General features: G+C 51.6%; 13 protein-coding genes. 3 read left to right on the forward strand and 10 right to left on the reverse strand.

Translation table 11 applies throughout. The features are described 5' to 3' along the window. A partial coding sequence (locus tag B2067_RS13730) for a hydroxyacylglutathione hydrolase C-terminal domain-containing protein (protein ID WP_301388810.1) occupies positions 1-550 on the forward strand: 550 nt, incomplete at its 5' end. Positions 551-565: 15 nt separating this feature from the next. Here B2067_RS13730 and B2067_RS13735 read toward each other — a convergent pair. From B2067_RS13735 to B2067_RS13745, 3 genes are all read right to left on the reverse strand, one after another. Next, positions 566-1,153, reverse strand: a complete 588-nt coding sequence (locus B2067_RS13735) for a uracil-DNA glycosylase family protein (protein ID WP_301388812.1) — start codon at positions 1,151-1,153, stop codon at positions 566-568. A 39-nt stretch (positions 1,154-1,192) separates the two neighbouring features. Then, positions 1,193-1,564 (reverse strand): HU family DNA-binding protein, encoded by a 372-nt coding sequence (locus B2067_RS13740; protein ID WP_076517183.1) that lies wholly within the window; start codon positions 1,562-1,564, stop codon positions 1,193-1,195. A 139-nt stretch (positions 1,565-1,703) separates the two neighbouring features. Then, positions 1,704-2,525 carry an SDR family NAD(P)-dependent oxidoreductase gene (locus B2067_RS13745; RefSeq protein WP_068439995.1) on the reverse strand — a complete coding sequence of 274 codons (822 nt, stop codon included), beginning with the start codon at positions 2,523-2,525 and terminating at the stop codon, positions 1,704-1,706. A gap of 261 nt (positions 2,526-2,786) precedes the next feature. On the opposite strand from B2067_RS13745, the gene aspS reads away from it, so the two are divergent. Next, positions 2,787-4,562 (forward strand): aspartate--tRNA ligase, encoded by a 1,776-nt coding sequence (gene aspS, locus B2067_RS13750; RefSeq protein WP_068439997.1) that lies wholly within the window; start codon positions 2,787-2,789, stop codon positions 4,560-4,562. Between the two features lie 78 nt (positions 4,563-4,640). Here aspS and B2067_RS13755 read toward each other — a convergent pair whose 3' ends face one another. From B2067_RS13755 to B2067_RS13770, 4 genes are all read right to left on the reverse strand, one after another. Beyond that, on the reverse strand, positions 4,641-6,557 hold the full coding sequence (locus B2067_RS13755) for an MFS transporter (protein ID WP_301388815.1): 1,917 nt from the start codon (positions 6,555-6,557) through the stop codon (positions 4,641-4,643). Between the two features lie 118 nt (positions 6,558-6,675). Continuing rightward, positions 6,676-7,554 (reverse strand): hypothetical protein, encoded by an 879-nt coding sequence (locus B2067_RS13760; protein ID WP_301388816.1) that lies wholly within the window; start codon positions 7,552-7,554, stop codon positions 6,676-6,678. Between the two features lie 192 nt (positions 7,555-7,746). Next, on the reverse strand, positions 7,747-8,625 hold the full coding sequence (locus B2067_RS13765; protein WP_301388817.1) for an alpha/beta hydrolase family protein: 879 nt from the start codon (positions 8,623-8,625) through the stop codon (positions 7,747-7,749). 144 nt (positions 8,626-8,769) lie between these two features. After that, complete coding sequence (locus B2067_RS13770; protein WP_301388818.1) at positions 8,770-9,570, reverse strand: dienelactone hydrolase family protein; 801 nt, start codon at positions 9,568-9,570, stop codon at positions 8,770-8,772. Between the two features lie 177 nt (positions 9,571-9,747). Here B2067_RS13770 and B2067_RS13775 point away from each other — a divergent pair, with 177 nt between their 5' ends. Beyond that, complete coding sequence (locus B2067_RS13775; protein ID WP_301180433.1) at positions 9,748-10,332, forward strand: porin family protein; 585 nt, start codon at positions 9,748-9,750, stop codon at positions 10,330-10,332. Between the two features lie 80 nt (positions 10,333-10,412). Here the strand turns inward: B2067_RS13775 and acnA are convergent, their stop codons facing one another. From acnA to B2067_RS13790, 3 genes are all read right to left on the reverse strand, one after another. Further along, on the reverse strand, positions 10,413-13,121 hold the full coding sequence (acnA, locus tag B2067_RS13780; RefSeq protein WP_301388820.1) for an aconitate hydratase AcnA: 2,709 nt from the start codon (positions 13,119-13,121) through the stop codon (positions 10,413-10,415). A 148-nt stretch (positions 13,122-13,269) separates the two neighbouring features. Further along, the gene (locus B2067_RS13785; protein ID WP_301388821.1) at positions 13,270-14,424 is read right to left on the reverse strand and encodes a Fic family protein; all 1,155 of its coding nucleotides are present in this window, start codon (positions 14,422-14,424) and stop codon (positions 13,270-13,272) included. 256 nt (positions 14,425-14,680) lie between these two features. Then, positions 14,681-15,037, reverse strand: a complete 357-nt coding sequence (locus tag B2067_RS13790) for a hypothetical protein (RefSeq protein WP_301180430.1) — start codon at positions 15,035-15,037, stop codon at positions 14,681-14,683. Positions 15,038-15,375: the final 338 nt, after the last annotated feature.

Raw genomic sequence — 15,375 nt, forward strand, 5'->3', positions numbered from 1 at the left:
CATGGCCAGAATACCTGATGTAGATTGCGGCGTGGTCGCGGGTGATGTGATCGAACTTGGTTCTCTTAAGCTTCATGTCCTCTTCACTCCTGGGCACACTCCAGTCCATTTGTGCTTGCTTGTAAAACCCGAAAACAATGGCGGAACACCGGTACTTTTTTCAGGTGATACGTTATTCAATGCCTGCGCAGGAAACTGTCGAAATGGTGGTGACGTTGACGAAATGTACGATTCATTTGTGTCACAGCTTATGCCGCTGCCTGACGATACTCTGTTGTATCCCGGGCATGACTACATGAAAAATAACCTGGCGTTCGCATTAACGCGTGAGCCTGAGAATAACGTTGCAAGTGACTGGCAGGCATCGGTTGCAGAGACGGAACCCGACGACATGCCTGTGATGACCATGGGGCAGGAGCGTTTATACAATCCGTTTTTGAGATTACATCACCCAGCTGTCATTGATGGTTTAAAAGCTGAATTTCCACATCTGGGATTAAGTGATCGTGATGTATTCAAAGCATTGCGTAAATTGCGTGACCAGTGGTGAGGTTTTTTCTAGCGCTCAGTCTTTAAGAGCATCGTGTATTTTTTTACGCAATTCCGGCAGTACTTTGCTTTCAAACCAAGGGTTTTTCTTTAACCAGATCTGATTTCTCGGTGACGGATGCGGGAGCGGAAAAAAGGGCACTTTGGCTTCTGTCGCGTGCACAACGCGCTTGGTCAGTGTTTTATAGTTGTCGTTTAAATACGATTTCTGTGCGTACTGGCCGATCAGCAGAATTAGCTTCAAATCTGACAGATGCTCAAATACCTTCTGATGCCATTGCGGAGCACATTCCTTTCGTGGGGGCATGTCGCCCGATTTTCCTTTACCCGGGTAACATAGCCCCATCGGCATAATAGCTATCTTGTTCTCGTCATAGAATTCGTCATCGGAGAGCTGCAACCACTGGCGCAGTTTTTTCCCGCTTGGGTCATTCCATGGAATGCCTGTGTCATGCACTCGGGTGCCAGGTGCTTGGCCAATAATTAATATCTTTGCAGTATTGGCGACTTGAATGACCGGATTTGCTCCCAGTGGTAAATCATGGGTGCATAAGTCGCAGTTGCGAATTTCGGTCAGCAGATTTTGGAGAGGGATGTTGGGCATAACAAAAGAGGGCCGAAGCCCCCTCTGCACAGATGTGACTTAAAGAGCCATATCCTTCAGTTTTTTCAGCGGAAGAACTTTTACCTTGGTTGAAGCAGGCTTCGCTGCAACATCCATCGTCTCGCCTGGGCGGAACGGGTTTGGCACGTTTTTACGCGCTTTCTGCGCTGGTTTCTTAACTGTTTTGATTTTCAGCAGGCCAGGCAGGGTGAATTCACCAACGGCACGCTTCTTAACGTGGCGCTCAATCACGATACCCAGTTCATCAAGCACGGCGCTGACTTCTTTCTTCGAAAGACCGGTGTTTTCTGCAATTTCGTTCAGAATCTGAGTTTTGGTGAACTTTTCACGAACGGCTGTAACTTTACGGGCCGGTGCGGCTTTAGCCGTCGTTGGTTTCTTTGCTGCCATAGTGGTTTTTCCTTTTCTTGAGTAAGCGGCTGCCCGAAATGCGTAGAGAGATGAGTGCTAACAGGCCCTTCGATTCTTAAGCAAAAAAAAAGGGTTAGCAACCCGCTAACCCCTGTTTTTTTAGGCATAGATCACGAAATCAGCCTAATTTTTTCAACGCCCAGCCAAAGATGTCAGAGTAACGTACTGGGAACAGGCGTTGGATGCGATCCATCAGGCGAGCATCGCTACCGATCAGAATGCGGCGTTTACCGCCTTTAACGCCTTCCAAAATGGTGTCAGCGGCTTGTGCTGGGGTTGTTTTAGCGATTTTTTCGAAGTGTTTCGCCTGCTGCTCCAGCGTCTGGTTGTCGCCAGTCATACTGGTTTTCATGCGGCCATTGCGAACGATGTTGGTCTTGATGCCACCCGGGTGAACGGTGGTAACAAAGACGTTGGTGCCCTTCAGCTCCTGACGCAGTGACTCAGTAAAGCCGCGAACTGCAAATTTAGTGGCGTTGTATGCCGCTTGCGTCGGCAGGGCGATGATGCCGAAGATGCTTGAAACATTGACGATCGCAGACTCAGGACGTTCTTTCAGCAACGGCAGGAATGACTTGGTACCGTACACGACGCCCCAGAAGTTGATATTGACGATCCACTCCATGTCTTCATAGCTCATACGTTCGACGGTTTCAGACAGAGCAACACCTGCGTTGTTAATGATCATATCGACCTGACCATGGTCCGCTTTTACCTGCTCTGCATAGGCTTCCCATGCACCACGATCTGCAACGTCGAGTTTCTGCAGGGTGACTTTGCCAGTACCACGCAGGATAGATGCGGTCTCTTCCAGAGCTTCCATGTTAACGTCCGACAGAGCGAGATTAGCGCCCTGCATGCTGAGCTGTTGAGCGAGTGCGCGGCCGATGCCGGACGCTGCGCCGGTGACAACAACGACTTTCTCTGAATAAGACTGCATAGCTCGAATACCTTCTGTTGATTGTTATTTCTGTATGGCTGCAAAGCTTACTGTGTGCCCATGCTATCTCAAGGTGTGAAAGTGTCATGGAACAGTGAAATAGTACCCTTACGACCCCTCCCAAACGGTTAACGCGGCTGTCCAGATCCGCTATAATGCGCGGCTTTTACTGACTTGCCGGCGGAAATCTACCGCGCCAGGCGGATTTCGATGACAGGGAAGGGCGTTCAGCGGCCTCCCAGACTGACTTAGGACCGAACGATGCGCACACATTACTGTGGTGATATCAACGAAACACTGATTGATCAGACCGTAACCTTCTGCGGTTGGGTACATCGTCGCCGTGACCACGGTGGCGTCATCTTCCTCGACGTACGTGACCGTGAAGGTCTGGTTCAGGTCGTTTTCGACCCAGATACCGTTGAAGCATTTAACACCGCTGACAGTGTTCGCTCTGAGTTCGTTGTTCAGATTACCGGTCGTGTTCGTGGCCGCCCTGAAGGCACCACCAACGAGAACATGAAAACCGGCATGATCGAAGTGCTGGGTAAAGAGATCAACGTACTGAACAAGGCAGCGACGCCTCCATTCCCACTCGACGGTTACACCGACGTGGGTGAAGACGTTCGCCTGAAGTACCGTTACATGGATATGCGTCGCCCTGAAATGCAGGACAAGCTGCGCTTCCGCTCTAAAGTAACCTCTGCGGCCCGTCGTTTCCTGGAAGACAATGGCTTCCTCGATATCGAAACGCCAATTCTGACTCGTGCAACCCCAGAAGGTGCGCGTGACTACCTGGTACCTAGCCGTACTCACGAAGGTTCGTTCTTCGCATTGCCGCAGTCGCCACAGCTGTTCAAGCAGCTGCTGATGGTGTCTGGTTTCGACCGTTACTATCAGATCGCTAAGTGCTTCCGTGACGAAGACCTGCGTGCCGACCGTCAGCCAGAATTCACCCAGATCGATATTGAAGCGTCTTTCATCAATGAAGACGAAATCATGGGTATGGTTCAGGGCATGATCAAAGACATCTTCGCCAAAGAGCTGAGCGTCGACCTGGGTGACTTCCCACGCATGCCGTTCTCCGAAGCGATGAACAAGTACGGTTCTGACAAGCCTGACCTGCGAATCCCAATGGAGCTGGTTGATGTTGAAGAATTCCTGCAGGACATCGACTTCAAAGTATTCGCAGCGCCTGCGAAAGATCCTAAGTGCCGCGTTGCAGCGTTGAAAGTACCAGGTGGTGCTGAGCTGTCTCGTAAGCAGATCGACGAATACACCAAGTTCGTTGGTATTTACGGTGCGAAAGGTCTGGCCTGGATCAAGGTCAACGAAATCGAGAAAGGCGTAGAAGGTCTTCAGTCTCCGATCATCAAGTTCATTGGTGACGACAACACCATGAAGATCATGGAGAAGCTGGACGCTAAGAACGGCGACATCGTGTTCTTCGGTGCAGACAAAACTAAGGTCGTGAACGAAGCCCTTGGCGCACTGCGTTGCAAGCTGGGTGAAGACCTCAACATGTACACCAAAGAGTGGGCTGCTCTGTGGGTTGTTGATTTCCCAATGTTCGAAGAGAACGACGACGGTTCAATGACTGCGCTGCACCACCCATTCACCGCACCAAGCTGCTCGCCAGAAGAACTGGAAAAGGCCCCATTGGAAGCACTGTCACGTGCCTATGACATGGTACTGAACGGCTGCGAACTGGGTGGCGGTTCTATCCGTATCCACGACGAAGCGATGCAGGAAACGGTATTCCGTGTACTGGGTATTTCTGAAGAAGAGCAGCGCGAGAAATTCGGCTTCCTGCTCGACGCGCTGAAGTTCGGTGCGCCACCACACGGTGGTCTGGCATTTGGTCTGGATCGTCTGATCATGCTGTTGACTGGCGCGACCAGCATCCGTGAAGTGATTGCCTTCCCGAAAACTCAGTCGGCTGCGTGTGTAATGACACAGGCACCGGGTGAAGTGAGCAACACGCAACTGCGTGACCTGCACATCAAACTGCGTGAGAAAGCAAAACCAGCGGAATAATCTGCCGGGTTTGTTATTTCCTCTTTAAAGACGGGCGCCCACTCATCGAGTCGGCGCCCGTTTTCTTTTGCAGATCGGTTACAGTCGATCGCCTCGTAATTCAGCGACTTTCTCTTTTAAGTAGCCTGGGCTAGCGTCTTCTGCTTGCACGGTATCTCCGACAACCATATCGATCTTCGACCAGAACCGTTTCGGTAATTGTGTCAGAGCAGGGCGGTCTTTGTGGCTGAAGAAGCTGCCCCACAGTCCGCGCAGTGCCATTGGTATGACTGGGACCGGCGTTTCATCGAGTATCCGGCTGATGCCATTTTTAAACTCGTCTATTTCACCGGTTGTAGTGAGCTTTCCTTCCGGGAAAATACAGACCACTTCGCCAGCTCGAAGCTCTTCAGCGATTCTCTCGAATGCTTTTTCATAGCCTTCAGGGTCGGCTTTTTTACTGTCGATCGGGATCGCTTTTGCCGTGCGGAAGATGAAGTTCAGTACCGGCATGTTGTAGATGGGCTTAAAGGTAACGAAGCGAACAGGGCGGCGGCATGCTCCTCCAATTAACAGCGCATCCACGAATGACACATGGTTGCACACGAGCACACAGGCGCCTTCATCCGGAATTTTATGCAGGTTTATGTGATTTACCCGGTACATGGTGTGCGTAAGCACCCAGATGATAAAGCGCATCGCAAATTCTGGGATTGTGCGATAAATATAGATAGAAACCAGCGCATTCAGGATCGCGAGGATCATAAAGAACTGTGGTATTGAGAGGTCTAGTACGCCCAGAACAATAATCCCTGTAATGGCTGACGCGACCATAAACAGAGCATTCATAATGTTGATTGCGGCGATCACCTGAGATCGGTGCTGAGGTTCAGAGCGTGCCTGAACCATAGCGTACAGAGGAACGATGTAGAAACCACCAAAGACACCGATCATCAGAAAATCAAAGACGATACGCAGGTTCCACGGTGAGCTTAAAAACTCCCCGGCGTTAATCAGTTCGGTACCAACGGCGGGTAAGTCCTGCAGGAATAAGTCGATACCAAAGATGGTCAAACCAATCGAACCCAGAGGTACGAGGCCGAGTTCTACTTTATGTCCTGACAGGCGTTCACACAGCAGCGAGCCCAATGCGATACCAATAGAGAAGGTCGCCAATAAAACCATGACGACACTTTGGTCCCCGCCCAGAAAATCTTTGGCGAAGCCATAGATCTGGGTCAGATAGGCAGCACCCAGAAACCAGAACCAGGAGATAGCGAGAACAGCCAGAAAGATACTTTTTGTCTGGCGGGCGTAACCCAGCGTGCGCCAGGTTTCGGTAATCGGGTTAAAGCGAACTTTCTGTGCCGGATTAGCGGCCGGTGCAGAAGGAATCTGGCGGCTGACCAGATACCCAAGGCAAGACACACTGATAATCACAGCGCTGACCCATATCACTCCGTCTTCTCGGGTGGCGATTACACTGGCGATCAGCGTACCGGTCAGAATGGCAAGGAAAGTCCCCATCTCAACCAGAGCGTTACCACCAACGAGTTCGTGGTTATCCAGATGCTGAGGAATGATGCTGTATTTTACTGGCCCAAAAAACGCGGACTGTGTCCCCATAAGAAAGAGCAGACACATCAACCCCGCGGTGGCACTGAAGTAAAAAGCACAGGCGCCGAGCACCATAATGACGATCTCAAGTAACTTGATACGTCGTATCAGGTAGGATTTTTCGTATTTATCAGAAATCTGACCAGCCAGTGCCGAGAATAAGAAAAAGGGAAGAATAAACAGCATCGCCCCTAGGTTGTTCATCAGGCTCAGGTCCATCGTGCTGGAAAGCAGACCGAAGGTGATCATCGCCATCAGCGAGTTTTTGTAGACGTTATCGTTGAAGGCGCCTAGAAACTGAGTAAAGAAGAAGGGCGCAAAGCGTCGGCTCTTAAGAAGGCTGAACTGCGAGTGATCACGAGGATCGGGTGTGCCGTTGGGCGTCTGTTGATCAGACATTAAAACATCCTGTCGTGCGGAAATTTGGTGTACCGAAAATACCACCAGTTTGACGTCAGGCCAAATTACAAAGAAGCCCGCGTTTTAGCGGGCTTCTTTGTGTTCACGTAATGTCGACTTACTTCTGGTAGTCGTACGCTGAGAACCAGCCTTCTTCAACGTGCTCTTCGTGCTCAGCACCGTCAAAGTAGCTGTAAGCGCTGGTATCACCCTTCAGCTGAATTTCCAGAAAGGCCGTAACCAGCGTACGGAATTTCTTCTTATATTCCGTTTCGCCGTTACCAAACCAGTGGAAGTGGCTACCGCCTGCATACATAGCAAGACCGCGCTCTGTATTAGGTGAAAGCTCAGAATAGTAGCGTTCAGTCGCGTAGGCCAGTTCGTCGAACTCACTGCCCAGCATCAGGATAGGAGACTCGATCGCTTCGAAATCAACACTGTAAGCACCTAACCAAGGAGCCAGTGCAATCGCGCTGGTGTGCTGGTCGACCATCTCTTCAGCTGCGAGGATTACGCCGCCGCCACCCATGGAGAAGCCCATCAGGTTACGTTTAGTGAGGTCGATTTTGCCTTGCAGTGGGCTGCCTGAGCGTGAGTTCTCGTCTTCAAATTCAGCGAAGCCGCCGAACTGAGCGTCGCGCCAGCCTGGTGGAACACCCAGGGTGTTGTTAGGGGTCATGGTGAGAACGGCATAGCCGTGTGATGACAGGTGTTCAGCCAGCCACTCCATTTGTTCTTTTGTATTAGTGAAGCCGCCGGTCAGTGTGGTCGCAGGGATTGGTCCGCCACTGAGGTCACATGGGTAGGTCATACGCGCTGACGCGTAGCCGTCATTCTCGAGATTTGCTTCATATGAGCAGATCTCGAAGTCTCCCGGCACACCCAGAGCCTGGCCTTCTGGTGAAGGATCAGGATCACCGCCGCCAAAGCAGCCAGCGAGCGCAATTGATGCCGTGAGAGGAAGGGCGCGGAATGCGCTTTTCAGAGATACAGACATGTCGTTTACCTTTAGTTATTTTTGTAAGGAACGACTCCAGAATATCAATCTGGACTGGGCAGGCTCGTCATATGTGGCCATGAAAAGCTATTTGGACGCAGGAGTCCTAACTATGGCCATATTTGAATGGTCGGTGTTTCTGGGGCACAAAAAAGCCCGCGTTAAGCGGGCTTAGAAGGGTCGAAGTGTGCGTTACTTCTGGTAGTCAAACGCTGAGAACCAGCCGTCTGCTACGTGTTCGTCGTGCTCAGCGCCTTCAAAGTAGCTGTAGGCTGAGTCGTCGTCTTTCAGCTGAACTTCCAGGAAAGCAGTCACGAGTGTACGGAATTCTGCCTTCTCGTCCTGGTTGCCAGAACCGAACCAGTCGTAGTGACTAGCACCGGCAAACATGGCCAGGCCACGTTCAATATTGCTTGGCAGCTGCGCGTAGAAGTCTTCGGTGTAGTAAGCGAGTTCATCTTCTTCACTACCCAGCATCATGGTTGGTACTTTGATGCCGTTATAGTTGACGTTGTTATCGCCTAACCAAGGTGCAAGTGCGATGACGCTGGCTGGATCTTCACCCATGTCTGCCGCTGCCAGCAATACGCCGCCACCGCCCATGGAGAAGCCCATGATGTTACGTTTATCCAGGTTGATCTTGCCTTGCAGCGGGCTGCCAGCACGGTTGTTCTCGTCTTCAAGCTCGGCAAAGCCACCAATCTGAGCACTGCGCCATACCGGTGGCTGGCCATAACGGTTGTTTGGAGTCATGGTCAGAACAACGTAGCCGTGGCTGGTCAGGTGCTCAGACAACCACTCCATCTGCTCTTTTGAATTGGTAAAACCGCCAGTCAGAGTTGTGGCTGGGAATGGACCTGCGCTCAGATCACATGGGTAGGTCATCCGGGCAGACGCGTAACGGCTGTTTTCAAGGTTGTCCTCGTAAGAGCAGATCTCATAATCACCTGGGTTAGTCAGAGCCTGACCTTCTGGGGCCGGATCTGGATCTCCACCACCAAAGCAGCCTGCCAGAGCGACAGACGCAGCGAGTGGAAGAAAGCGAGGCGTGGACTTGAATGAAACAGACATATATTCACCTGTGTTGTTTTTATTCTTAGTGAGCACAGGGTAACAAGCTGATTGAGCCTTTCACGCACTAATTTTACAAACGTTCACAGGTGGAACGAAATGTCCTATTGGTGTCCATTTATGGTACGCAAAGCCGATTTCGGCTCATAATTTATGGCTGATCCGGGTGAAACGTTCAGGTGATTGCCTTTCTGCTTCGCTCAATACCTTTGCCGCTGAACTGCTTTCTTTCAGATGGTAATCCAGCCAGGCGAGCGTCAACTCGATGTAGCTGTCACGGTTTGTGGTGATCTCGGGTCGGTACCACTGCTGATGACGGCCATTCTCATACACAGCAACAAAACGCTGATCCGTGGATGCTTCTACGTGTTGGTATATTTCCTCGATGGATTCATTCGTTACCAGCAAGTCCTTAGCGCCAGCCAGGATCATAGTCGGAGCGGTAGGGGATACGTTTCGTTGTTCTTTCAGCAGAAACGGCGCAAACGCGGCGAGGGCTTTAACGTCATCTTTCAGAATGCTCCCTGCGAGTAGGGTGCCGCCACCGCCCATCGAAAACCCGGCGATTCCACGAAGATTGGTATCAATCAGGCTCTTTACTGGGGAGCCTTCTTCTTTAGTGGTGGCGACCAGCGTTTTCTGACCTCTGAGGTGCGCATCACGCCATTGCTCAACTTTTCCGTATTTATCTGTCGGGGTCATCGCCAGAACTACATACCCTGAATTGGCAATCGCCTCGGCCATCCATTGCAGTTTGTGATAGGTATTTGAATAACCACCCGTCAGCGTAATGGCAGGTAGAGGGGTGTCTGCATCACAGGGGTAAAAATACGCTGCTTCTGAATAATTTTCAGTCGACGGGACTTCAATCTGACAGACATCGGCCGCAGAAAAACCCGAAAAAAGCAGTGCAGATCCAAGGACGAAATAATTTTTTAGGCGCATATTTTTCTTATTTTAAAAGTGAAAACAGCCGCTGAGCATAGGCCCAGCCTGACCCGAAGTCAAAATGCATAAAGTTCCTGAAACAATCCGTTGCGTTGTTTCAGTGAACGAACTTTCCTCCCAAGCCTCACACTTTCACATGTTTAATGACCTCGTTCGTGAGGCAAGGAGTCAAATATGAAAAAGCTAACTATCCCAGCAACGACTGCACTTCTTACCGCTGCAATGTATGGCACACCAGCAATGGCAGAAGGCGAATATGATGCAGATGCATTCGTCGGTGGTTCGATCAGTTACAGCAAACTGGAAAACCTCTCTATCGGTGGCGAAGAAGTCGAAGAGCTGGGTGATGCAGACGAATTTGACGACGACCGCACAAGCTGGAAAGGCTTTGCCGGTGTGTGGCTGAACGATTACGTGGGTATTGAGGGTCAGTACCTGAATCTGGGTGAATATAAAGAAGGCAGCTTCCAGTTTGACCCAAGCGGTTTAACGGCGTCACTGATGCTGGGTCTTCCTGCTGGCGATCACACTCGTGTATTTGTTAAAGGTGGTCAGTTCTGGTGGGATGCTGATGTAAAAGGTCCACTGGGCTACAGCGATGAGCGTGAAGGTACAGCCATGTTCTACGGTGTTGGTACATCCATCGCGCTGCTGGATAATCTGAACCTGCGCCTTGAATATGAACGCGCTGATTTTGACGAAGATAACGTAAAAGCAGATGTTGATTTTGCTTCAGCAGGTCTTGCTTTCATGTTCTGAGTCGTTTGACGACATAGAACGAGCAAACATAAAAAACCCGGCAATTGCCGGGTTTTTTATGTGTTAGCTCAAACGTCAGATCAGCTATTAGCTGCAATAATATCTCGCAACACCATCGGCAGAATGCCTTTGTGGCGGATCTGCTCAAGCTCAGACGAGGTATCCACACGAGACACCAACGTGTGCTGTTCGGTCGAACCGTCTTTGCGCTTAATGGTCAGCGTCACAGAACCACGTGGCTGCAGAGCATCAATACCCGCTAGATCGAAGGTCTCAGAGCCATCCAGGTTCAGAGAACCCAGCGTCACGCCTTCTGGCAGTTGCAGTGGCAGTACGCCCATGCCCACCAGGTTGGATTTGTGAATACGCTCAAAGCTCTCCGCGATAATGGCTTTCACACCCAGCAGAGCCGGGCCTTTCGCCGCCCAGTCACGGGAAGACCCTGTACCGTACAGCTTACCGCCGAATACCACAGAAGGCGTACCTTCCTGCTGGTAACGGGAAGCCGCATCGTAGATCGACATCTTTTCAGCGTCGCCATTGGCGTTGTAGTAGTTAGTTACCGCGCCCGTAGTGCCCGGCAGCATCAGGTTTCGGGCTTTAACGTTGCCGAAGATACTGCGCAGCATCACATGGTGGTTACCACGACGCGCACCCAGAGAGGTCAGGTCGTTAGCATCGACACCGATCGACATCAGGTACTCGCCCGGAGGAGAGTCAGGGCGGATACGGCTCACAGGTGAGATGTGGTCGGTGGTGGTGTTGTCATCGCACATCACCAGCATACGTGCGTCGCTGATATTGTTCAGTGAATCGGCTGGAGTTTCGAGTGCGAAGCCATCGAAGAATGAGATTTCCTGAATGTAGCTCGACTTCTCATCCCACTGATACACAGGGCCAGTCGGTGACTCCAGCTTCTGCCAGGTTTCCGGGCCACCCATGGAGTTTTCATAGGTTTCGCGGAAGGCAGTCGGGTCCATGCACTCGTGCATGGTCTGCGTGATTTCCGCATTGCTTGGCCAGATATCCTTCAGGAATACATCATTACCCTGAGCATCTTTGCCCAGCGGTTCTTTGGTTACGTCGATATTCACATTACCCGCAATCGCCATGGCAATGACCAGCGGTGGCGACATCAGGAAGTTAGTGTCGACATCCGGGTGCACACGGCCTTCGAAGTTACGGTTACCCGACAACACAGAAGACACAATAATGTCATGGTCGCGCAGTGCTGTTTCAATGCTCGGCGCCAGCGGGCCAGAGTTACCCACACAGGTAGTACAGCCGTAGCCTGCGGTGTTAAAGCCCAGCGCATCCAGATGCTCCTGCAACCCAGCCTTGGTTAAGAAGTCAGTCGCAACTGGTGAACCAGGAGCCATTGAGGTCTTAACGCCGTCTGGCACTGTCAGGCCCAGCTGGTTAGCTTTCTTCGCCAGCAGGCCAGCGGCAATCAGCAGACCCGGGTTAGAGGTGTTAGTACAGGCGGTAATCGCAGCAATCACGATGTCGCCGTCTTTTAAGGTGCGCTCTGGCAGAGACTGGAAGATACCGTTTTCGTCGGCCTTAACCGGCGTCACTTTCACTTCTTCAGGGGTACGATCGCCAGAAGTAGCAGCCTGCTGGAATACCATACCGATGTCGCCCAGCGGCAGACGGTCTTGCGGGCGTTTTGGCCCAGCAACAGACGGTTCAACGGTCGACAGATCCAGATGCAGCAGGTCGGTGTAGCGTGGCAGTTTCTGGCCCGCTTTCCACGCCATATTCTGCGCCTGGTAATACGCCAGCGGCAGGTCGCCATCGCGACCGGTCGCCTTCATATAATCGGCGGCGATTTCATCAAACGGGAAGAATCCCATAGTCGCGCCGTATTCAGGCGACATGTTAGCGATGGTCGCACGGTCTGGCAGAGACAGGTTCGCGCTGCCTTCACCCACGTATTCAACGAACTTGCCTACTACACCGCGTGGGTATTTGCGCAGCATTTCGGTAATGGTCAGTACCAGGTCGGTGGCGGTCACGCCTTCTTTCAGAGCGCCAGTCAGCTCAACGCCAATAACCTCAGGGGCAAGCATTTCCATCGGCTGGCCAAGCATAGACGCGCCAGCTTCAATACCACCGACACCCCAGCCAACAATACCCAGCGCGTTAGCCATAGGCGTGTGGCTGTCCATACCGATCAGGGTATCCGGGATCATCAAATCGTCTTGCTGTAAGTAGCCCTGCGCCAGATACTCCAGGTTCACCTGATGCACGATGCCTGTCTGAGGCGGAATAATACGAATCGTGTTAAACGCCTGCGCACCCCATTTAAGGAAGGCATAACGCTCAGTGTTACGGGCAGCTTCAAGCTCACTGTTAATACGCAGCGACGCCGGGCTACCGGTGTTATCCATGGTCACCGTGTGGTCGATCACCAGATCAGCACGCACCAGAGGCTCAATAATGGAAGGGTTCAGACCCATGCGCTCAACCGCAGAGCGCATCGCCGCGAAGTCGACGATGGCAGGCGTACCACTCAGATCGTGCATGATCACACGACCCGCAGTAAACGGAATCTCTACCGGCTCTTGCCCCTGATGCGAAGGCCAGTTACCCAGCGCCTGCAGCTGCTCAACCGTGATACCGTTTTTACCCACATTACGGGCGATACCCTCAAGGATAGGGCGCAGAGAGAAGGGCAGTTCATCCAGATTGATGCCAAAGCGTTCGGCAGTGTCTGGCAGGCTGTGATAACGATGAGACGTGCCTGGCAGCGTCTTGATTGAGCTGGATGGGTCAAATGAAGTCATGCTGGATACCTAGCAGGATGAGCTGATGTTTGTAGATTGTCCGCAATTTTAATGGTTAAAGGGGCTAAATCAAGGTAAACAGCGGTTGTTTGGGCGGGATTGTATACAACCTTGCGAATTTCGAGCGTGTACACCAGCACACTGAGTGTCAGGTCGCGGGTGCCAGAGCAATAAAATATCGCAGCCCGCGGCCAGCTCCTTCTGACCGCACGCAGTTCTTGGCGAGTAAATCGCCCAGATCGCGGGTTGCGGTGGCCTTAGAGCATTTGCCAAGAGCCGCGTACTTTTGCGCACTGATGCCATTCGGAAAGCCATCCTTCCCGGCTTTGAATACCTTGTTTAACACAGTCTTCTGCCGCTCTGATAACTCAGTCGTCTTGTGTCGTTGCCAGAACGCGGTTTTCTCAAATATGGTCGCTACTTTTTCTGCCGCTTGTTGTTGTGCTGCGATCAGGGTTTCGATAAACCAGCAGAGCCACGCAGTGATATCAAGTACGGCAGGGTCTTCGAGTTCCGACCCGTCACAGCAACTGGCGGTATTCAGCTGGCGATAGTATTCCTTTTTGTTCTTTTCGATATGCGTCGACATACTGAGCACGACTGGCATGCCCAGGTCCTGCGCCAGTGCGTATTCGATGATGGCGCGACCGATACGGCCATTACCGTCATCAAACGGGTGGACAACCTCAAACCACAGATGAGCGATCCCAGCGCGGATCACGCCGGGTACTTGCTGGTTTTCGTTTTGATTAAACCAGTTCAGAAACTTAGCCATTAAAGCATCAACGTTCTGAGCAGCCGGTGCCTCGTAATGCACACGCTCATAGCCAACCGGCCCAGAGACGATCTGCATCGGTTCAGGGCTGTCTCGCCATTGGCCGACGGTCAGGTCGCTGTGGAGGATATTGTCTTCAAAGCCAGCGAGCACCATACGGTGCCAGTTGAACAGCATCTCTTTGTTTAGGGGCTCATTGAAGTGTTTGCGCACATCCACAAGCAACGCAGCCATGCCCTCTGCCTTAACATCAGCGACGTTGATGGGAGTAGGGGTCAGGTTCAGATAGTTCTGCAATGAAGAGCGCACACTGGCCGGATTCAGGTTCTCACCCTCAATCAGGCTGGTATTGATCGCCTCATCCACCATCAGATCCAGCTGAGCGGCGATAGAGTCCCCGTCATCCGTCTGCGACAAGCGGCCGGACAGCTGGGAGGCTTGCTTGGCGTACTGGTAGGCAAGCGCCGACAGCTTGCTGCTGTCGTAGCTGAACTGAGGCCAGTGCTTGTGTTGCCAGATGTAGTTCATGGGCTGTCCGGGTGACCGTGATACGCAATGTGTAGTGCCGTGAGCCGCAAATTTCAGATTTGCGGCTCATTATTTTTGGTTATATGAGCCGGAAAGGCAAGTTTTGCGGCTCAGTATGGGTTGTTATTTGAGCCGGGAGTGTTTTTTTAACGCAGGTGAGCAGCAAAACAGGCGTTGTCAGATCGTGGATTGACGTGGATGTCCGGTTAGGTGTTTGAGCCGTAAAGGCAGGCGTAGGCGGCTTATTGGGTAAGAATCAACGACTCTGACCCCTTGAATCCCCGCAGTGTTTCGACCGATGCACTGCGATACAGCGCCGCATCAAATAGAAAGACAAGGCCGCAAGTCCGATATTAACCAGAAATATTGCAATATGTGCCAGATCGAATTTAACCAGATGCGATAAAGCTAAGGCAGCCAATGGCACAGTTAACTGTATCGACCAAGCCTTTCCTCTGAATGCTGCCAGTCCAAAAAATAATGCAATAGCGCTATTCAATATTGGTACCACCAAACCTGACAACAAAGGCGGTATGTCTAATAATGACGTCACGCCTAGCAAGCTCAGGGTAATAGTCAGCGCCAGTACAACAAAAGTAACACTACCAAGCACTTTAATTCTCCAGCCTAACTATATAGATCGCGGCATTTTTCACGTGCCCATCGAGAGAACTCGAAAGAAATGACAACCCGGCTGCCAGAGAATCCCTCAAAGACAAAATGGTGTTTTCAGTAAGTGCTTTAGTTGTCACTCGCTTGGGGCCCATTCCCAGCTTGAAATATTCTTTTACCTGCCTGTTAGTCATGGCAGGGTTCTCATATTTAAGTACTTCTCTCGCAAGTCTCGTCCTTGCAGGTCGGCTTGCACTGCCTGCCTTTGCAGCCTCCAGAGTGATACCTGCTCTGCCCACCATTTCCAAAACATATTATTCTTGAATGCTCTAGAAACCT

Source organism: Thalassolituus sp. UBA2590 (genome assembly GCF_002339775.1).
Classification (GTDB): Bacteria; Pseudomonadota; Gammaproteobacteria; order Pseudomonadales; family Oceanobacteraceae; genus Thalassolituus.